Here is an 18653-nt window from a genome sequence, read left to right as displayed (position 1 = left end):
TGATTCAGCCTCGCCGGCGTTTGAGGCGCGGGGTCCGGGGCGGAGCCCCTGGGGGCACCTCCCAGCGGTAGCTGGGGGAGAAACGGAGAAAGGGCGGGGCGGGGACCAGCTCCGCGCAGCGGCACCCGCACCCTAGGCTGGCCGCCATGGCGAACTGGCGTGACGGCAACGGCGCCCTGCTGGTCGGCGCGGACCCGACGGCGATCCCCCTGGAGGTCGCCGCTTCCTACCGGGCCCGCACCCGGGGGTTGCTCGGGCGGGACGGGATCGAGGGCGCGCTGCTGCTGACCCCGGCCGCGAGCGTGCACACCTTCCGGATGCGGTTCGCGATCGACGTGGCGTACCTCGACCGGAACCTGCGCGTGCTCGCCGTGGTCACCATGCCCCCCGGCCGGCTCGGGCTCCCCCGGCTCCGTTCCCGGCACGTCCTGGAGGCGGAGGCCGGCGCCATGGCCGGCTGGGGGCTGCGGGTCGGGGTCGGGGTCGAGGTCGGCCTCAACGTGGACACCCGCTAGGCGTGTCCCCTCACCGGCAGTAGGTTGGGGCGGTTGAGCTGGGGCAACAGGGGAGCGGCATGACGGAGAACGCGCGGATCAAGGCGCTGGAGCAGATCATGCCGGCGACGCACGGTGCCGACGAGGACATCGACTGGCCGGCGGCCGAGGCCGTCTGGGGGACCCGTTTCCCGGCCGACTTCATCGCGTTCATGGGCCGCTTCGGCGCGGGCTCCATCAACGGCGAGGCCAGCATCCTGCTGCCGCTGCCCAAGCCCGGCCTCCAGTGGGACCCGGCCGAGATGACCGAGGAGACCGGCAACGCCCGGCAGGTCTGGGAGGCGGAGGGCGGCCGGGCCGCCTTCGACGTGGACCCGGAGGCGATCATCGCCTGGGGCGTCACCGGCGGCTCGGACATCCTGTGCTGGCTCACCACCGACCCGGACCCCGACCGCTGGCCGGTCCTGGTCTGCGGGCGGCACACCGCCGACTCCTTCGCGCTGTATCCGTACGGTATGGCCGAATTCCTCTACCGGCTCTGCTCCGACGAGTTCGACGTGAGCCCCGTCAGCATCACCTTCTGGGACGGCGGCCACCTCAGCTTCGTGCACTGGCGCAAGGCCCAGCGCCGCTGGCAGGAGGGACGCAACCCGGAGACGGGCGAGCCCGATCCGTACGCGGGCGAGTTCGCCGACTAGCGCCGGCCCACACACTCAGCCCCAGCCCCACAGCCCCACAGCCCGTTTCCGCGACCGGAAACGGGCTTTTCGGCATGTCTACGCGCGTCCAATTTGTCGATCACATATCGGAAAACACCATTCAGAAAAGCCCCACTTGGAGCATTGAACACAAGTGCGCCCCCAATGGAATCAACCACCCCACCGGCAGGAGAGAATTCCGGCCAACGGGCCATGCAGGCACACCTCAGCCCGGAGTAACTCATAAGTAATAACGGGATCCGAAAGAAAATCAGGGGAATACACCCGTGCGACGAAGAATTTTCAGCGCGGCATCCACCACGGTCGTGCTCGGTCTGCTGATACCCCTGGCCGGGTGTGGTGTGGCCGGCGGCAATGCAGGTGACAGCGGCACGCTGCGTCTGGTCGCCGCCGAATACGGCGACAGCCCGGCCAACAGTTCGAAGGCGTTCTGGGACAAGGTGACGGCTGATTTCACCGCAGCCAACCCGGGAATCAAGGTCGAGGTCAAGCTGCTGCCGTGGGCCGACATCGACCGCGAGGTCTCCCGTATGGTCAAGGCCGGCAAGGCGCCGGATGTCGCTCTCATGGGCTCTTACTCGGACTTCGCGGCCCAGGGCAAGCTCTATGCCGCGGACGAACTTCTCTCGGTCACCGCCGAGGCGAATTTCCTCCAGCCGCTCGCCGACGCGGGCTCCATCGGCAACACCCTCTACGGCCTGCCCTTCGTGGCGAGCAGCCGCCTCCTCTTCTACAACGAGGCGCTCTTCGCGAAGGCCGGCATCAAGGACGCCCCCAAGACCTGGTCCGACCTCAGGGCCGCCGCCAAGGCGCTCAAGGACAAGGGCGTGAAGTACCCGTACGCCCTGCCCCTGGGCCCGGAGGAGGCGCATGCCGAGGCGATGATCTGGGAGCTGAGCAACGGCGGCGGTTACGCCGACAGCAGCGGGAACTACAGCCTGGCCTCCGACCAGAACATCCAGACCTGGAACTGGGTCAAGGGCAACCTGGTCACCCCCGGGCTCACCGGCCCCACCCCGCCGTCCCAGCTGAACCGCGCCGACGCCTTCGCCGCCTTCACGCGCGGCGAGGTCGGCATGCTCAACGGCTACCCCTCGCTCGCCCACGACGCGAAGGCCAAGGGCATCAGCGTCGGCACCACCGCCATGCCCGTCTCGGACAACCTCGGCACCGGGGAGACCCCGCCGGCGGTCGGCGTGGCCGACTGGATGATGGCGTTCAAGCAGAACGGCAAGCGCGACGAGATCGGAAAGTTCATCGACTTCGTCTACCAGGACAAGAACCTGTCGGACTTCGCCGGCCGCTACCACCTGCTGCCGTCCACCGTCACCGCGGCGCGCACCCCGGCCGGCGGCGGCCTGGACGCCAATGACACGCAGTTCCTGACGGCCCTGCGCACGGCCCAGCTCTACCCGGTGAACGACCCGTCCTGGGTGACGGTCAGCGACACCATCAAGCGCAACATCGGACGGGCCGTGGAACCGAGCGGCGACCCGAAGGGCGTCCTGGAGGACATCGCCTCCCAGGCGAGCCAGGCCGCCAAGAAGCACTGAAGTTCCCCTCGACACGGGACCTTCGCCCCCTGCCGCAGACCACCCCGTGCGGCACCATGGCCACTACGGCACTTGATCCAGGGCCGCGGTCCAGTCGCCCGACGAGCACCCACAAGGTGCACGGGGCGGCCGGCCTCAGCGCTGCTTTCCGTGGTCGGACGCGAACGCCGTCCGGTACTGCTCGCAGCTGGAGTTCCAGGGCATCGTGCCCGTGAGCGTCCCGTAGCCGGAACGCGTGACCGACCACTTCACCTTGTACTCGCCGGTGTCACACGCGATCCGCTTGCCGCCCGCGACCTTCTCGCGCCCCGTCGCCGGCTTCCCGCCCAGCTCCCGGTGCACCTCCGCCACCTTCACCCCGTCCGCGGTGAACAGCTCGGCGTCCACGACGATCGGGTGCTCGCCCTCCTTGACCGTCACCGCCCTCTCCACCACGGTCGAGTCCGACACCTGCCAGGCGAACTCGTAAGACGGCTGCCAGGCGAGGGTCTTGGGGTCGGCGACCTGCCGCTCGTAGTCCGGCGCGCCGGAGGGGCCGGGGCGGGTGACCGTCTTGTACTGGACCCCGGGGTGGAAGCGGAACTGCCCTTCCAGCTTGTGCTTGTCGTCCTTGGTCCACATCGACTTCATGGTCTTCTCGCCGCCTGCCGGATCCTGGAGGTACGCCGTTCCCTCCGCGGCGGTGGCCGGCTGGCCGAGGGCGGGGGCGAGGGCCGCCGCGGCGGTGGCGAGGGCGACAGCGGCGATGCGGGTGCGCTTCATGCCCGGTCCAACGGGACCCTCCGGCGGGCCGGAACGACGCCGCGCGCGCTTTCACCCGTACGGGAGCCCCCGGCGGGCCCGCCGGAAGCCCGCCGGGGCGCGGTCGACGGCCGGGCTCCGCTGCTGAAGGCGGACACGGCGGCGGAGGTCGCGAAGCTGCACACGCCGGGCCCGGACGCCGTGACGACGGAACCGGACCACTTCGGGCTGGGCTTCTCGCAGCAGCCGGCGGTGGGCCCGCAGGCCTTCGGGCACAGCGGGGCGGCGGGCGCACTGGGTCTGGCCGACCCGGTCACGGGGATCGCGTACGGGTACACGCGCCGCCGCTACGGCTTCCCGGGCGGTGCGGCGCCGGAGAACGGGCGCCTGACGGCGGCGGTGCTGAAGGCGGCGCGGGCCCGGTAGTTCAGGGCCCGGTAGTTCAGGGCCCGGTAGTTCAGGGCCCGGTAGTTCAGGGTCCGGTCGTTCAGGCCTGGCCGGTCTCGAAGCGGCTGATCCTGCCGCCGCCGGGGGCGATGGTGAAGTGCCAGGCGGTGCGCATCTCGCCCCAGGTGTCGTTGCGGTAGTCGACGACCAGGGAGCGGCCGCCGTTGGACTCGGACTGGACGTTCATGTGGCCGCCGGAGCCGAAGATCTCCTTCTCGATCCACTCGTGGAGGTCGCGGTCGGATCCGTCGTCGGACATGGTCGCGTCGGCGGTCAGGAGTGCGAGGAAGGCGTCCTTGTCATGCGCGTTGACGGCGGCGACGAGGGCGCCGACGACGGGGTCGGACAGTTTGGCGGGGGCGATGGTCACGGGGGCCTCCTGGTCGGGCGGGCGGGCGTTCGTACGTGCCCGACCAGGGAACACCCGGGGCCCGGCCAGGTCGTCGACCCTCACCCGTTCGCTGCCGGACGGCGTGTCAGGAGGTGCGGACCGGGAAGCCGGTCGGCCGGCCCTGCTCCCCCAGCCAGGCCAGGACCTGGTCGAGGGCCTCGACGCTCTGGGCGCGGTTGCCGCCCCCGTCGTGGAAGAGCACCGTCGGGCCGTTGCCCATCTCGCGCTTGACGGCGTCGACGATGGCGGCGACGCCGGGCTTCTCGAAGTCCTTGGTGTCGACGTTCCAGCCGAGCGGGCGCATGCCGTTCGCCGCGGCGATGCGCCGGCTGTCGGGGGTGAACGCGCCGCCGGGGGCCCGGTAGTAATCGACCTCGGCGCCGCCGCCCGCGGCTTCCTCTATCAGCCTCTTCGCGTCCAGGATCTGCTGTTCCTGGTAGGCGACGGGCTTCTTGTCCATGGCCGTGTCGTGGTCCATGGTGTGGTCGCAGAGCCGGTGCCCGGCCGCGACCACCTTCTTGACCAGGTCGGGGTGGGCCTTGGCCTGCGGCCCGACCATGCAGAAGGTGGCCTTCACGTCGTGCTTCCGCAGGACGTCCAGCACCTTCGGGGTCCATCGGGGGTCGGGGCCGTCGTCGATCGTGATGTTGACGGCGTTCGCGCCGCTCTCCGACGCGTGGGCTATGGACTCGGGTATCCGCTGCGGTTGCTGCTGTTTTCCTGACGCCTGGTCACCGTGCCCCTCGGCCTCGTTCTGCCGCGACACGTTCTGGTTCGCCGACTTGTGCCCCGACTCGACGAAGGCCGCCACTCCCCAGACCGTCGCCGCCACCGCCACGGCCGAGGCCGCGACGGCCGCGCGGGCCCGGATGCCCTGCTTGTTCATGCTGTCCACTCCCCATCCGCCTTGTGAGCGTTCTGGAGATCAGGACGTTCGGCACAGCAGGGAGGTTCCAGCCAATTGACCCATAAAATCTAGTTAATGGGACAGACGGGACTGATGTGACGCGACAACGGCCTGGCCCCGGTGGATCCATTCGTCCACCGGGGCCTGGCCGTTGCTCATGTCGTTCGTCAGTGTGCGAGCGACTCCTGCTGCGCCGGGGCGGCCTTGGCGCCGTCAGCGGTGTCAGCGGTGTCGTCGCCGCCGGCCGGGGCCGGACCCGCGCCGCGCAGCGGGACCTCCTTGACGAACCAGGCGGCCGCGAAGCCCAGTACGGCGATGGCCGCGCCGAGCAGGAACGCGGAGTGCGTACCGGCGGCCACCGCGTGCTGGTAGGCCTCGCGCACGGCCTCCGGCAGCTTGGCCAGGCTCGCGGCGTCCAACTGGGCGGAGCCCGCGGCCGTGGCGGCCTCCGGGCCCAGGCGCTCGGACATGGTGTCCGTGACCCGGGCGGTGAAGAGCGAGCCCATCAGGGCCACGCCGAAGGAGCCGCCGAGCGTACGGAAGAGGGTCGCCGAGGAGGAGGCGACGCCCATGTCCTTCATCTCGACGCTGTTCTGCGCGACCAGCATGGTGATCTGCATCAGGAAGCCGAGTCCGGCGCCGAGGACGGCCATGTAGACGCCCGAGACGAGGCGGGAGGTGCCGGTGTCCATGGTCGCGAGCAGGAACAGCCCGACGACCATGAGCGCGCCGCCGACGATCGGGAAGATCTTGTACTTGCCGCTGTTGGTGGTGATGCGGCCCGCGATCAGCGAGACGGCCATCATCGAGAGCAGCATGGGCAGCAGGAGCAGGCCCGAGTTGGTGGCGGAGGCGCCCTGCACCGACTGCTGGAACAGCGGAAGGTAGAGCACGCCGCCGAACATCGCGAAGCCGACCAGGAAGCCGATCACGGACATGAGGGTGAAGTTGCGGCTGCGGAAGATGTGCAGCGGCATGACCGGCTCGGCGGCCTTGGTCTCGGCGTAGAGGAAGGCGGCGGTCGAGAGCACGCCGACGGCGATCAGGCCGAGGATCTCGGCGGAGCCCCAGGCGTACTCGGTGCCACCCCAGGTGGTGACCAGCACGGTGGAGGTGATGGCGATGGTCAGCAGTGCGGCGCCGAGGTAGTCGATCTTCGGGCGCGTCTGCTCCGTCCTCTTCGGCAGGTGCAGCACCGCCGTCACCATCGCGAGCGCGACGGCGCCGAGCGGCAGGTTGATGTAGAAGGACCAGCGCCAGCCCATGTGGTCGGTGATGGTGCCGCCGACCAGCGGGCCGCCGATCATGGCGAGGGCCATCACACCGGCCATCATGCCCTGGTACTTGCCGCGCTCACGGGGCGGGATCAGGTCGCCGATGATCGCCATGACACCGACCATCAGACCGCCGGCGCCGAGGCCCTGGATCGCGCGGAAGCCGATCAGCTGGCCCATGTCCTGGGCCATTCCGCTGAGCACGGAGCCGATCAGGAAGATGACGATCGAGGTGAGGAAGGAGCCCTTCCGCCCGTACATGTCGCCGATCTTGCCCCAGATGGGGGTGGAGGCCGCGGTGGCCAGCGTGTACGCGGTGACCACCCACGAGAGGTGCTCCAGGCCGCCGAGCTCGCCGACGATCGTGGGCATCGCGGTACCGATGATCATGTTGTCGAGCATGGCCAGCAGCATCGCGATCATGAGCGCCATCAGGACGACCCGCACGCTGCGCGGCTTCACCTCCCCCGAGGGCCCGGCCGTCTTCGCCATGTCCGCCGCCATGTCCACTCCCCTGGTACTTCTTCGTACGTCTTCTGATACTCGGTACTCGCCCGTTCACCGGCCCTTACTTGCCGACCGGCTAGTTCACTACAATGGGGACGGTAGACCCGCAACTAGCCGGGCGTCAAGTAAGTAATTGGGGAGAGTCATGTCCAGCAGCAGTCCGCAGCGACGCCGTGGCGACACGCGTCAGCGCATCCAGGACGTCGCACTGGAGCTCCTCGCCGAGCAGGGGTACGAGAAGACGTCGCTGCGCGAGATCGCGGAGCGGCTGGAGGTCACGAAGGCGGCGCTGTACTACCACTTCAAGACCAAGGAAGACATCATCATCAGCATCTTCGAGGACCTGACCCGGCCCATCGACGAGCTGATCATGTGGGCGGAACGGCAGCCGCGCACCCTGGAGATGAAGAAGGAACTGCTGCGGCGCTACAGCGAGGCGGTGGCGGCGTGCGCCCCGCTGTTCCGCTTCATGCAGGAGAACCAGGCGACGATGCGCGAGTTGACCATCGGCGAGACGATGAAGAAGCGGCTCTTCCGCCTGGTGGAGCTGGTACGCACCGAGGACGCTCCGCTGACGGACCAGGTGCGCTGCGTCAGCGCCCTGTTCACGATGCACGCGGGGATGATGTTCCTCCAGCACATGGAGAGCGACCCGGAGGAGACCCGGCTGGCCGCGCTGGAGGTCGCCATCGACCTCATCACGCAGGCCCACCACGAGGCGTAGCCCTCGGGGCGGTTGGCTGCGCCGCTCGTGCCGGGCTGGTTCCGCAGGTTGGCCGCGGCGCCCGTACGGGGCGGTTGCGCCGGGGCCGTTGCCCTCCCGGGCCGGGTCGGGTCGGGGGCCGGTTCCGGCGGGGCCGGGCGCGCGCCGGGGCGTCTCCTCGGGCGCCGAACGTGGCGAGGGGTCGGGGATTGCGGCGGTGTTGTGTTCGGCGCCCTGCGGGGACGCCCCGGCACACACCCGACCCCGTCTGGGCCGGCGGGTGCCGCCGATGGAGCCCGGCAACCCATCCACATGGGTATTCGTACTCACGTCCCGCCATTCGATCTCCCGTACGGTGTGGGGATTCTGGTGGCGTGTGATGTGGGGAGGGACTTATGGGGCTGAGCCCCGAGTGGGAGAAGCTGTTCGACGCTTCGCCCCGGATGAACTTGGCGTCGGCGAACACACCCGGGGACGGGGGCGGCGGCGGGGGCAGCAAAGACCTCGACGTGAGCCAGGGGCCGTGGACCGGCGCCTCCGGTGTCTCCTCGGAACTGACCGTGACCACCAACACCGCCCTGGGCAGGCTGGACAGCTCCCACGAGGGCGTCGTCCCCACCCTCGAAGGCTTCATGCTGCCCGCGATCCTCGGAGAGGTCCGCACCTCCTGGAAGGGCCGCCTCGAGGACGTCCGGGCCGAGTGCACGCGGCTGGAGGGCTCGCTGAAGACGGCGGGCAAGGAGTTCGGCGAGGTCGACCACCGGGTCGGGGCCGGATTCAACGGCGTTCGCCCCGACGGCACGGACAAGGGCCGGTAGCGCCGCATGATGACCTGGCAGCACCTTAAGGACTTCAAGCCCACCGAGTACCAGGAGGCGGCGGACGGCTGGGGCGAAGTCAGCAGCCGTGCCTACGCGGCCAAGGAGCGCGTCGAGAACGAGATGCTCGCGAAGCTGCGCGACACGCAGAAGGGGCAGACCGCCGACGCGGCCCTCGGCGACCTGAGCCGGCTGGCGCGCAACTTCCAGTACATCCACGCCGAGTGCGGGCTCGTCCGTACGGCCCTGAACGGCTTCGCCGCCGAAGTGGTCACCCCGCAGAGCCGGCTCAAGCAGGCCCTGGAGGACGCCGAGGGACTTGGATTCACGGTCCACCAGGACGGCTCGGTCTCGTATCCGGCCGGTGAACCGTCCAGCCCGTACCTGAAGCCCACCGAGGCGGGCACGGCGGCGCCGCGGACCGGCAGCCCGCTGCTGCTGGGCCCGGGGTCGAGCAGCCCGCTGCTGCTCGGTCCCGGGGCGAACGGTCCGCTGTCCCCCGGGGCGAACGGGGGCCTGCTTCCCGCGAACCCGAACAGGGCCAAGGCCGAGGCCATAGCGGAACGCATCGCCTCCGCCTGCCGCATGGCGGCGGAGATCGACTCCCGCTACCGCACCGCCCTCTCCGAGCTCAAGGTGGAGCGCGGCCTGCGCGTCGACGACAAGGTCTGGGCGGACGCGGCGAAGGACCTCCAGCACACGCGCGACGCCGCAGGCAAGTACCTCAAGGACTCGGACATCCCGCACGGCAAGTCCCCCGCGGAGAACCAGGCCTGGTGGAACGGGCTCAGCCAGGAGCAGCGCGACGAGTACACCTCGCTCTACCCCGCCAGCGTCGGCGCCCTGGACGGCATCCCGTCGGAGACGCGCGACACGGCGAACCGCGTGGTCCTGGCCGAGAACCACGGCACGCGCCAGGTCGAGCTGGACGCCTGGCGCGGCAAGGAGCCGCCCCGGTACGAGAAATACATCAGCCCGATCACCGGCCGCGAGGTCAAGGGCGCGCAGATCGAGTCGCGGGAGTGGCAGAAGTGGGACGAGAAGCGCAAGGAGATGCAGAGTCGGCTGGACGGGATGCAGCACGTCCAGGACCGGCTCACCGAGTCCGAGACCGGCAACCGGCCCGAGGGCTTCCTCCTGGGCTTCGCCGACACCAAGGGCGGCCAGGCCATCGTCTCGATCGGCAACCCCGACACGGCGGACAACGTGGTGACGTACGTGCCGGGGACGTACTCGAACCTGTCGGACATCGAGGGCGACCTCAAGCGGGCTGAGGGCCTTCGGGCCGAAGCGCAGTCCCAGGATCCCGGCCGGCAGACGGCGTCGATCCTCTGGCTCGGCTACGAGGCCCCTCAGAGCATCGTGCCGGAGGCCGCCAGCGACAGCTGGGCCAACGACGCGAAAGAACCGCTGAGCCGATTCCTCACCGGGGTCGACACCGCCCACACCGGCGGCCCGGTGAACTCCACCGTCCTCGGCCACAGCTACGGGACGCTGGTCGCGGGCAAGGCCCTGGCCGAGCACCCCGACATGCCCGTGGACAACGTCATCTTCGTGGGCAGCCCGGGCGTCGGTGTGGACCACGCCAAGGATCTGGGCGTTCCGCCGGACCACGTGTGGGCGGCCACGGCCAAGAACGACATGATCAACATCGCCCCCTCACCCAACGCGGTGGCCGGCGCGCTTCTCGGGCCCTTCTACCCGCCGGGATTCGTCGAGCTGCTCGATGACCACTCCATCCTGTACGGAACGGACCCGACGACGGACAACTTCGGCGGCCGGACCTTCGGCGTGGCCCCCGGCAAATCGGTCGGCGAGGGTGGGGAGCTCATGCCTGCACACTCGCAGTACTGGGAGGGCGACTCCCTGACAGCCATGGGCGGCATAGTGACAGGGAAGAAATCATGAACCTCCGCAGAGTTGTGGCATCGGGAGCGCTCCTCGCGCTGATGGGAACGACGGCCGCGTGCGCGGGCCAGGAGAAGCCGACGGAGAAGGTGACCATGAACGAGCAGCAGGCCGTATCCCGTGCCGACCAGATCGTCCAGCAGGCGGTGGCCGGCATGTCGCCGCGGCCCACCCTGCAGCCGGTGGGCACCCAGGGTCCCGGCGCCTGCCTGGCCGATTCCGGGAGCAGCAAGCGGGACCAGGTGGGCCTCCGGTACCAGCTGACGAACGTGCCCGGCTCCGCCGCGAAGGACCTCCTCGGCCAGGTCCGGGACGCCTGGGTCGCACAGGGGTACAAGTTCAAGACCAAGGAGGGCGAGGGCGACTGGAGCAAGCCGGACCCGTCCATCAGCATGCGCACCGAGCCCGACGACTTCTGGATGAGCGGCGGCGTCGGCATCACGAACGCGAGCACCGGCGAGGGCATCGCCTACATCACCATCACCTCTCCCTGCTACCCGAAGCCCGAGCAGGGCGCCTCCCCCACCCCGCAGGCCCTGTCGCCGTCCGCGGACGAGGCCTCGCAGCAGGCGGTGCTCGCGCACTCCAGCCGGATCTACGACGCCCTGCACGTACGGCACGACGCCGCGGGCGGCGGGGAGCTGCGTACGGTCGAGAACGAGGGCGCGACCTACGTCCACCACGCCTGGGCGACCGAACCCCTGGCCGAGGACCGGGCGGCCCGGGCGATGGCACGCGCGCAGGAGCACTTCGAGGGCTCGGGCTGGCAGGTCCGCGGCGTCCCGGGCCGCCTCGTCGCCCTCAACCCGGCCGACGAGGTGGTGGCCCAGCTGGCCCGGTCCGACGACGGCGGCCTGAACATCGGCGTCACCGGCCCGGCCACCCCCGTGATCCACACCCCGCCTTCGGCGTGAACCTCTGAGAAGTCCGCGGCCCCCACGCACCCTCCTGGAAGGGATCAGCTGCCCGCCGGTGCCGGGGTGGTGGCGGACCAGAACTCGTCCTGCACGTCCGGACGCTGGGGGAACTCGCCCTTGCGATCCGGGGTGTTCGGCTTGCTGGTGGGCTGCTGAACGTTGGAGTCGGTCAGGCAGGGGGTGGCCGCCGTGAGGAAGAACTGGCCCTTGCCGCCCACCTTCACGGTGAGGGTGTAGCCGTCCGGGGTGCTGGCGTGGATGGCCGGAACCTTCTGGCTTTCATTGACGGATGTGATCTTGTAGCCGCGGCTCTTCCACTCCCGTTCGATCACTCCCAGCAGAGCTCCGCGGCGCTGCTCGGAGACGACGGTCATGATGCTGATGATCCGGTCCGCAGCCCCCGTGCCGGTGGCCGCACCGGCCACACCCTTCGTGCACCCGGCGCTTCCCCCCGGGCCGTGGTTCCACTTCAGCTCCGGCTGCACGGCGGCCAGGGTCTCCTGAAGGATGGCGTCGGCACGCTCGGCGCCCTGCTGCATGTTCATGGTGGTCTTCCTGTCTGCCTGTCCGTCATCACCGAACCCGCAGCCGGCGGCGAGAGCCACGAGCGTGAGTAGAGCAAGTGCCGTTCGGGTGAGTCTCATCGGTGATCCTGGGTCTTGATCTCGCCGGCGTTGCCCGACACGATCAGCGCGATGTTCTCGGCGGACACGGAGTCCTTCTTCGGGTTGAAGTAGTTGGAGTGCGCGTCCATGGGGCCGTCCCCTCCCACGATGGGCGTCGGGCCGTCGCCCACCTCGAAGCGAATGGCGCCGAAGTCCTTCTCTGCCGGATCCCTGCCGAAGTAGTTCTGGCTCGGATCGGTGACCGCATCGGCCACGAAGAAACCCTGCGCGCCGCCCGCGACGCCTCCGATGATGGCTCCGCCCACCGTACCGAGGGGACCGAGGGCGGACCCTGCCACGCCGCCGGCGGTGGCGCCGACCAGCGCACCCCCCAGCATCGCACCGGACTCCACCTTGTTCGGAGCCTTGGACACGGGGTCGTTCTCGGCAGCCCCCACATACACGTGCTCCTTGCCCACGCCCAGCTGGTCGGCACGCTGCGCCCCGGTACCGGGGCTGCCCACCAGCACGATGTCGTCGACGCCGGGGATCCCGCCGCTCTGCAGAGCGGCCTGGCCCACGGTCAGCGAACCGTACGAGTGACCGATGGCCGTGACGTGGGGGTCGGGGTTCTGGTTGGTGGCGCTGATCCCGGCCATGAACTGGTTGTAGGCGGGCGCGCCCTTGTCGGCGTGCTCTTCGGACATGACGTCCGCGTTGTCGAACACGTCCTCGGCCGGAAGCTGCGGCGCGTCGTAGCCGAGCCAGACGATGGACGCGGAGCTTTCGTCGTGGATCCGGGCTCCCTTGGCGGTCGCGCGGGCCCGCTCCAAGTCATTGCGGGCGAACTCGGCGTCCAGCGCCGTTCCCAGCCCAGGCACGTACGCGGATACGTTGCGCGATGCGTCCGGGTTGCCGAAGGCCACGATGGCCCGGCCGCCGCCCTGGTCGCCGATGCCCAGCAGGTACGGCGTCGGGTCTCCGGGCAACGGATTCCGCAGCTGGTTGTCGATCGAGCGCATGCCCGCCAGCTGGGTCCGGGACTTCTCGTCGTCCTGCTCCGACAGCTTGCCGATCAGCAGCGTCAGGTTGTCGCGGTTCGCCTCGTCCCGCACCTCGGACGGGACACCGTCCAGGTTGCCGATCACGTCGGGATAGGTGGCCAGGAGCTCGGCCCGCTGGTCATCCGTCAGGCCCTTCCACCAGCTGTTGCGGTCGGCCGGGGAGCTGCCCTCCGGAATGGTGTCGCGCAGGTAGTCCCGGGCCTCCGTGCGGACCGCCGCCGCGTCACCGGCGGCGTCGGCCCAGGTGGCCTCCGTGACGTCCAGGCCGTCCGGTGCCTTGAGTCGGTTCAGCGCCTGGGTGAAGCGGGAGTCGACGTCCTGGGCCGCCTTCACCGCGCCCACGATGCGGGTGGCTATGTCCTGGGCGACTGCGTGGTGGGGATTCGCACTGGCGGGGAAGGGCGCCTTGCCCAGCGGGTGGGTGGGCGTGTCCTGGAGGTACAGCGGTTTGTCGGCGCCGCGTACGGAGCCACCCGGCACGGGTTCCTTGGTGAGGACGTTCTCGCCTCCCGCCGGGAACTGCACCGATCCGTCCGCGTGGACGGTGTAGCCGCGGGACGACGCCTCGTCCAGCGCCCCCTTGAGGCGCACCTGCTGCTCGGAGAGCTCGTGGGCGAGTGAGTTCAGCGTGGTGCGGAGGAGGCCGCATTCGGTGTGGATGTAGTCGAAGTTCCGGTCGAGGCGCTTCAGCTTCTCGTACGCCGCCGACGCCGACGCGCCCTTCTGCGCCTCCAGCGACTGGATCATCCGCACACTGATCCGGTCGCGCGCCGCGTCCGCCCGGGTACTGACGTCGGCCCACGCCGTCGCGGCCTCGGTGAACTCCGTGGTCTTCAGATCATGCAACTGCTGCCAGCTCAGGGTCACTTCGCCGGATCCTGCCTGACGACCAGCTGCGAGAACTTGATTCTGTTGTTCTCGTCGACCTCGCCGATCTCGCGGGCGACGGCCAGGAGCGCGCTCTGCACAGAACCGCACTCGTCACGTACTGCGCCGACCCGCTTCTCCCAGGAGGCCCGGACCGTGGCCAGCGCGGCGGTCGCGGCGAGTCCCGCCGTACCTGCCGCGATTCCCTCGTGGGCGGCGGACATCTTGCCCAGCCCCTCCGCGGTGGTGATGCGCAGCTCGCCGGCCGCCGCCGACGCCTTGGTCCAGGGCCCGCCGGAGTGGGCCAGATCCCCGTCGCCACCGTTGCCGCCGCCCCCGGGAGCGTCCGCCGAAGCGAGCCTCATGCCCGCCGGTTCGCCGAACAGTTCCTGCCAGCGCGCAGGCAGAGCTGTCTCCGTACTCATGTGGTGCGCCACCCTTCCCCGTGGCGCGTCCGGCGCCGTCTACCTGATACGCAATCAGGCGGCAGCCATCGAAGGCAAGCTCGGGCGGCGGATATCCGTGTATTGAGCAGCGGTTCCGTACCAGCCCGCGCGGGGACGGACAAGGGGCGGGCGTACTCAGATCCCGGCTCGGCGCCTGAGTGCCCGCACCCACGTGCCGGTTCAGGCGAGGCGGCGGTCCTCGGCGGTGATCGGGATGTCGTTGATGCTCGCCTCGCGGCGGCTCATCAGGCCGTCGGGGGCGAACTCCCACTGCTCGTTGCCGTGGCTGCGGAACCACTGGCCGGCGGCGTCGTGCCACTCGTACTCGAAGCGGACCGAGATGCGGTTGCCGGTGAAGGCCCAGAGCTCCTTGCGGAGCCGGTAGTCGAGCTCGCGCTCCCACTTCCCGGCGAGGAACTCGCGGATCTCGGCGCGACCGGTGAGGAAGCGGTCGCGGTTGCGCCAGACCGAGTCCTCGGTGTACGCGAGGGCGACGCGCTCGGGGTCGCGGCTGTTCCAGGCGTCCTCGGCGGCCTGGACCTTGGCGCGGGCGGACTCCTCCGTGAAGGGCGGCAGGGGCGGGCGTACGGCGGTGGTCATGGCGGTCCCTCTCGTGTCCTGCGGATGGCGAGAACGTACGTTCTCATACCGTAGAGAACGCTCGTTCTCCACGCAAGGGGAATCTCGGCTACGCTGCCCGCATGGACGACGAAGAGGCCCGCACCCGGCTCCTGGACGCGGCGGAGGCGCTGTTCTACGCCGACGGCATCCAGGCCGTCGGCATGGACCGCATCCGCGCCGAGTCGGGGGTCCCCCTCAAGCGCCTCTACCGGGTCTTCCCGGCGAAGGAATCCCTGGTCACGGCCTATCTGGAACGTCGCGACCAGCGCTGGACGGCCGACCTGCGCAATGCGGTGACGGGAGCCCCCGACCCGGTCCTCGCCGTCTTCGACTGGCTCGCGCAGTGGTTCTCGGAGCCGGACTTCCGGGGCTGCGCCTTCCTGAACGCCTTCGGCGAGCTGGGCGCCGGCCCCGCCGGGGTCCTGGACGTCGTACGCCGCCACAAGGCGGAGCTGCGGGCCCTGCTGGCCGAGGCGGCCGGCCCGGACCGCGAGGGCCTGGCGGACCAGCTGCTGATCCTGGTGGAGGGCGCCACGGTGGTGGCGGCCCTCGACCCCGGCCCGGAACCGGCGCGGCGGGCCCGCGAGGTGGCGCAGCGGCTCGTGTCCACGACCGGCTGACGCTCGCACCACCTCTCCCATCCGAGCCCCGGTCGCCCCATGCGACCCGGGCTTCCTCGGGCTTCCTCGCGCTTTCGCGGTGCGCCGGCGTGGTGCTTTCGCGGTGCGCCGTCGTGCGGTCGCCGGGGCAAGGGGGCGGGGATACGTTGGAAGGGCGGGGGTTCGCTCGGCGCTGCTGCAAGCGGCGTGGAAGGCCCAGGAGGCCCGGCATGGCGACACGAGTGCGGAGGGCGGCGGTCGGGGCGGCCGCGATCGGGATACTGCTGGTGCCCCTCGGGGCGGGTACGGGATACGCCTCGGACGGCGACGGCCACGGCGCCTCGTCCCTCGTGGTCGCGGAACGCGCGCGCGCCGACGGGGACTTCCCGCAGCTCACGCCCGCCGTGGCACGGCAGTTGGACGAAGCCGTGCGCAAGGTGATGGCCGAGGCGAAGGTGCCCGGGGTGATGGTGGCCCTGTCGGCCCCCGGCAAGGGCGAGTACATACGGGCCTTCGGAGTCGCGGACAAGGCGACCGGTGCCCCCATGAAGACCGACATGCACATGCGGATCGGCAGCGTGAGCAAGACCTTCACGGTGACCGCGCTGCTCCAGCTCGTGGACGAGGGCAAGGTCGGCCTGGACGACCCGATCGGCAAGTACATCGAAGGCGTCCCGAACGGCGACCGGATCACGCTGCGTCAGCTCGCCGAGATGCGCAGCGGGCTCTTCAACTACTCCGAGGACCCCGGATTCGACAAGGCGCTGTTCACCAACCCGGACCGGCCGTTCACCCCGCAGGAGCTGCTCGCGTACTCCTTCAAGCACCCGGTGCTGTTCGAGCCGGGCGCCAAGTTCCTGTACTGCAACACCAACCTCATCCTGCTGGGGCTGGTGGTGGAGAAGGCCAGCGGGCAGAAGCTCAACGACTACATCAACAACGAGGTGGTCGCGGCCGCCAAGTTGAAGAACACGCTCTTCCCCACGGGCGCGGAGTTCCCCGAGCCGCACGCCCAGGGCTACACGAACCAGACGCTGACAGGGAAGGTCGAGGACGCGGCCGACTGGAATCCCTCCTGGGGCTGGGCCGCGGGCGCGATGATCTCCAACCTCGAGGACCTGCGGTCCTGGGCGAAGACCCTGGCCACCGGAACACTGCTGACGCCCGCCACCCAGGCCCAGCGGCTGAAGGTCGTACCCGCCCTGCCGGGCACCGGATACGGCCTCGGCATCTTCAACCTCCACGGCTGGATCGGGCACAACGGCTCCCTGCCGGGCTACGAGGCCGTGGTCACCTACATGCCGGAGAAGCAGGCGACGATGGTCATCATGCTCAACACCGACATCACCGCCGAGGGCGAGGAGCCGAGCACGCTGTTCGGCCAGGCAATCACCAAGATCGTGACTCCGGAGAACATCTACACGCTGCCGGCCCAGGTCACGAAGGAGTAGGAGTGATAGGTTCGGCGGTGCCAAGTGCTGCTGTGAACCGGGGAGGTGAGACCGATCAACGCTGTGACAGGTCGGGACTCCCTCCCTCGCATGGGCTAGGGAGTGCCCGCAGAAGGCACCCCGAAAGGCTTGAAACGCACATGCGCTTCACCTCCCAGACGTCGTCCGACGGCGTCACCGAACAGCTCTTCACCCTCGCCTCCGCCTCCGCCTCCCCCTCCCCCTCCGGTGACATCCCCGGCGTGCTGTGGACACCGGACGGCGCCGCCCCAGGCTCCCGCCCCCTGATCCTGCTGGGGCACGGCGGCGGCCAGCACAAGAAGGCTCCCGGCATCGTCGCGCGCGCCCGCCGCTTCGCGGCCGAGTGCGGTTTCGCGGTGGCGGCCGTCGATGCGCCCGCCCATGGCGACCGGCCGCGCAGCGAGGAACACGACCGGGTCATCGCCGAGATGCGGACCCGCATGCAGACCGGAGGGGACGTGACTCCGGTGCTCGCCGAATTCCACACCCTCCTCGCCGGCCAGAGCGTCGCCGAGTGGCGGGCGGTCTTGGACACGCTCCAGGAACTCGACCAGGTCGGCGACGCCGGACCGGTGGGCTACTGGGGGCTGTCGTTGGGTTGCGCACTCGGCGTTCCGCTCATCGCCGCCGAACCCCGCATCCGCGCGGCGGTGCTGGGCCTGAACGGGGCGGAGACCTCGGGCGAGGCCGCCGCGCGGATCACCGTCCCGCTGGAGTTCCTGGTGCAGTGGGACGACGAGAGGGTGCCGCGGGCGTCGAGTCTGGCGCTGTTCGACCTCTTCGCCTCGGCCGAGAAGACGCTGCACGCCAACCCCGGCAAGCACGCGGAAGTCCCGGTGTTCGAGCTGGACAGCTCGCTGCGGTTCTTCACCCGGCACCTGAGCTGAGAGCCCGTCGTCCCCGCGGCGGCGTGCTGATCGGGTTCCGTACCCGATCAGCGCGTCGTCGTGGCTGCCTTCAGCCGCCCGCGCTGCGGGGGAAGGTGATCTCGACGCGGCGGTTCTTCTTGCGGCCTTCCTCGGTGCTGTTGTCGGCGATCGGGTAGTCCTCGCTGTATCCGCGGACGTCGAAGACGACGCTGGGGTTCGTGACGGTCTTGGCCAGCTCGGCCTGCACGGCGTCGGCGCGCTGCTTGGACAGCTCCTTGCCGTGTTCGTAGCTGCCCTGGTCGTCGGTGAACCCGAAGACGCGGATGCGGGTCGCCTTTTGCGTGTTGATCTCGGTGGCGATGGCCTGGATGCGGGCGGCGGCCTGCGCGTTGAACACGGCGCTGTTCTCGGGGAACAGGACCTCGGACTGCAGGGCCATCATGACGGTCTGGTTCGTCTCCTGGCGGCGTTGCTCACCGCCGAGGTCTTCGACGACCTCTGCGATGTCGAGCACCTTGACGGGTGCGAGGGTGCCGCCTTGGGGCATCTTCAGCCCGGGGGCGTTGGAGTCGATCGGCACGGGTGCGGAGGCGGAGGGCTCGGTGCCGGGGGGTACGGATGGCTTGACGTCGTCGGCGTGCGCGGCACTGGCCCCGATGAGGTTCGCACCGGCTATGACGAGACCGGCTATGGCCGTAGCAGCGATGGTGCGGTGGCTTTTTGTCATGGGG

The 18653-nt window shown here is 70.0% G+C and carries 20 protein-coding genes; 11 read left to right on the top strand and 9 right to left on the bottom strand.

The window, feature by feature from the left end; all coding sequences use genetic code 11:
- Positions 1–146 precede the first annotated feature (146 nt).
- The 3 genes from ACZ45T_RS01760 to ACZ45T_RS01750 all read left to right on the top strand — a co-directional run bounded on the left by ACZ45T_RS01760 (position 147) and on the right by ACZ45T_RS01750 (position 2766).
- Positions 147–515: a DUF192 domain-containing protein gene (locus tag ACZ45T_RS01760; protein WP_468436342.1), complete on the top strand. Its 369-nt coding sequence runs from the start codon at positions 147–149 to the stop codon at positions 513–515.
- A 59-nt stretch (positions 516–574) separates the two neighbouring features.
- The gene (locus ACZ45T_RS01755) at positions 575–1192 is read left to right on the top strand and encodes an SMI1/KNR4 family protein (RefSeq protein WP_468436340.1); all 618 of its coding nucleotides are present in this window, start codon (positions 575–577) and stop codon (positions 1190–1192) included.
- A 287-nt stretch (positions 1193–1479) separates the two neighbouring features.
- A complete protein-coding gene (locus ACZ45T_RS01750) occupies positions 1480–2766 on the top strand; it encodes an extracellular solute-binding protein (protein WP_468436338.1) in 1287 nt (428 codons plus the stop codon).
- Between the two features lie 135 nt (positions 2767–2901).
- Here the strand turns inward: ACZ45T_RS01750 and ACZ45T_RS01745 are convergent, their stop codons facing one another.
- Positions 2902–3528, bottom strand: coding sequence for a hypothetical protein (locus tag ACZ45T_RS01745; protein WP_468436335.1), 627 nt, complete (start codon positions 3526–3528; stop codon positions 2902–2904).
- A 180-nt stretch (positions 3529–3708) separates the two neighbouring features.
- Here ACZ45T_RS01745 and ACZ45T_RS01740 point away from each other — a divergent pair, with 180 nt between their 5' ends.
- Positions 3709–3933, top strand: a complete 225-nt coding sequence (locus tag ACZ45T_RS01740; protein ID WP_468436333.1) for a hypothetical protein — start codon at positions 3709–3711, stop codon at positions 3931–3933.
- A gap of 61 nt (positions 3934–3994) precedes the next feature.
- Here the strand turns inward: ACZ45T_RS01740 and ACZ45T_RS01735 are convergent, their stop codons facing one another.
- The 3 genes from ACZ45T_RS01735 to ACZ45T_RS01725 form a co-directional block, all read right to left on the bottom strand.
- Positions 3995–4324: a nuclear transport factor 2-like protein gene (locus ACZ45T_RS01735; RefSeq protein WP_468436331.1), complete on the bottom strand. Its 330-nt coding sequence runs from the start codon at positions 4322–4324 to the stop codon at positions 3995–3997.
- Between the two features lie 106 nt (positions 4325–4430).
- Positions 4431–5231 carry a polysaccharide deacetylase family protein gene (locus tag ACZ45T_RS01730; RefSeq protein WP_468436329.1) on the bottom strand — a complete coding sequence of 267 codons (801 nt, stop codon included), beginning with the start codon at positions 5229–5231 and terminating at the stop codon, positions 4431–4433.
- Between the two features lie 188 nt (positions 5232–5419).
- On the bottom strand, positions 5420–7030 hold the full coding sequence (locus ACZ45T_RS01725) for an MDR family MFS transporter (protein WP_468436326.1): 1611 nt from the start codon (positions 7028–7030) through the stop codon (positions 5420–5422).
- 148 nt (positions 7031–7178) lie between these two features.
- Between ACZ45T_RS01725 and ACZ45T_RS01720 the strand changes: the two genes are divergently transcribed.
- The 4 genes from ACZ45T_RS01720 (at position 7179) to ACZ45T_RS01705 (ending at position 11376) form a co-directional block, all read left to right on the top strand.
- Positions 7179–7757 carry a TetR/AcrR family transcriptional regulator gene (locus ACZ45T_RS01720; protein WP_468436324.1) on the top strand — a complete coding sequence of 193 codons (579 nt, stop codon included), beginning with the start codon at positions 7179–7181 and terminating at the stop codon, positions 7755–7757.
- Between the two features lie 374 nt (positions 7758–8131).
- Positions 8132–8554, top strand: coding sequence for a hypothetical protein (locus ACZ45T_RS01715; RefSeq protein ID WP_468436322.1), 423 nt, complete (start codon positions 8132–8134; stop codon positions 8552–8554).
- A gap of 9 nt (positions 8555–8563) precedes the next feature.
- Positions 8564–10462, top strand: coding sequence for an alpha/beta hydrolase (locus ACZ45T_RS01710; RefSeq protein ID WP_468436320.1), 1899 nt, complete (start codon positions 8564–8566; stop codon positions 10460–10462).
- A complete protein-coding gene (locus ACZ45T_RS01705) occupies positions 10459–11376 on the top strand; it encodes a hypothetical protein (RefSeq protein WP_468436318.1) in 918 nt (305 codons plus the stop codon). The genes ACZ45T_RS01710 and ACZ45T_RS01705 overlap by 4 nt, the downstream gene beginning before the upstream one ends.
- A gap of 44 nt (positions 11377–11420) precedes the next feature.
- On the opposite strand, the gene ACZ45T_RS01700 is transcribed toward ACZ45T_RS01705, so the two are convergent.
- From ACZ45T_RS01700 to ACZ45T_RS01685, 4 genes are all read right to left on the bottom strand, one after another.
- On the bottom strand, positions 11421–11924 hold the full coding sequence (locus ACZ45T_RS01700) for a hypothetical protein (RefSeq protein WP_468436316.1): 504 nt from the start codon (positions 11922–11924) through the stop codon (positions 11421–11423).
- Between the two features lie 95 nt (positions 11925–12019).
- The gene (locus ACZ45T_RS01695) at positions 12020–13915 is read right to left on the bottom strand and encodes an alpha/beta hydrolase (RefSeq protein WP_468436314.1); all 1896 of its coding nucleotides are present in this window, start codon (positions 13913–13915) and stop codon (positions 12020–12022) included.
- Positions 13912–14340: a hypothetical protein gene (locus ACZ45T_RS01690; protein ID WP_468436312.1), complete on the bottom strand. Its 429-nt coding sequence runs from the start codon at positions 14338–14340 to the stop codon at positions 13912–13914. Before ACZ45T_RS01690 ends, ACZ45T_RS01695 begins: the two co-directional genes overlap by 4 nt.
- Positions 14341–14541: 201 nt before the next feature.
- The gene (locus ACZ45T_RS01685; protein ID WP_468436310.1) at positions 14542–14961 is read right to left on the bottom strand and encodes a nuclear transport factor 2 family protein; all 420 of its coding nucleotides are present in this window, start codon (positions 14959–14961) and stop codon (positions 14542–14544) included.
- 101 nt (positions 14962–15062) lie between these two features.
- Here ACZ45T_RS01685 and ACZ45T_RS01680 point away from each other — a divergent pair, with 101 nt between their 5' ends.
- From ACZ45T_RS01680 to ACZ45T_RS01670, 3 genes are all read left to right on the top strand, one after another.
- Entirely contained in the window at positions 15063–15602 is a 540-nt protein-coding gene (locus ACZ45T_RS01680) for a TetR/AcrR family transcriptional regulator (protein WP_468436308.1), read from the top strand.
- A 209-nt stretch (positions 15603–15811) separates the two neighbouring features.
- A complete protein-coding gene (locus tag ACZ45T_RS01675) occupies positions 15812–17032 on the top strand; it encodes a serine hydrolase domain-containing protein (protein WP_468436306.1) in 1221 nt (406 codons plus the stop codon).
- Positions 17033–17172: 140 nt separating this feature from the next.
- Entirely contained in the window at positions 17173–17940 is a 768-nt protein-coding gene (locus ACZ45T_RS01670) for an alpha/beta hydrolase family protein (RefSeq protein WP_468436304.1), read from the top strand.
- Positions 17941–18010: 70 nt separating this feature from the next.
- Here ACZ45T_RS01670 and ACZ45T_RS01665 read toward each other — a convergent pair whose 3' ends face one another.
- Positions 18011–18649, bottom strand: a complete 639-nt coding sequence (locus tag ACZ45T_RS01665; RefSeq protein ID WP_468436302.1) for an OmpA family protein — start codon at positions 18647–18649, stop codon at positions 18011–18013.
- Positions 18650–18653: the final 4 nt, after the last annotated feature.

Source organism: Streptomyces sp. NPDC030995, from assembly GCF_055571215.1.
Note: the sequence above shows the minus strand (reverse complement) of the source record. Positions and strands in the feature narration are given on the sequence as shown.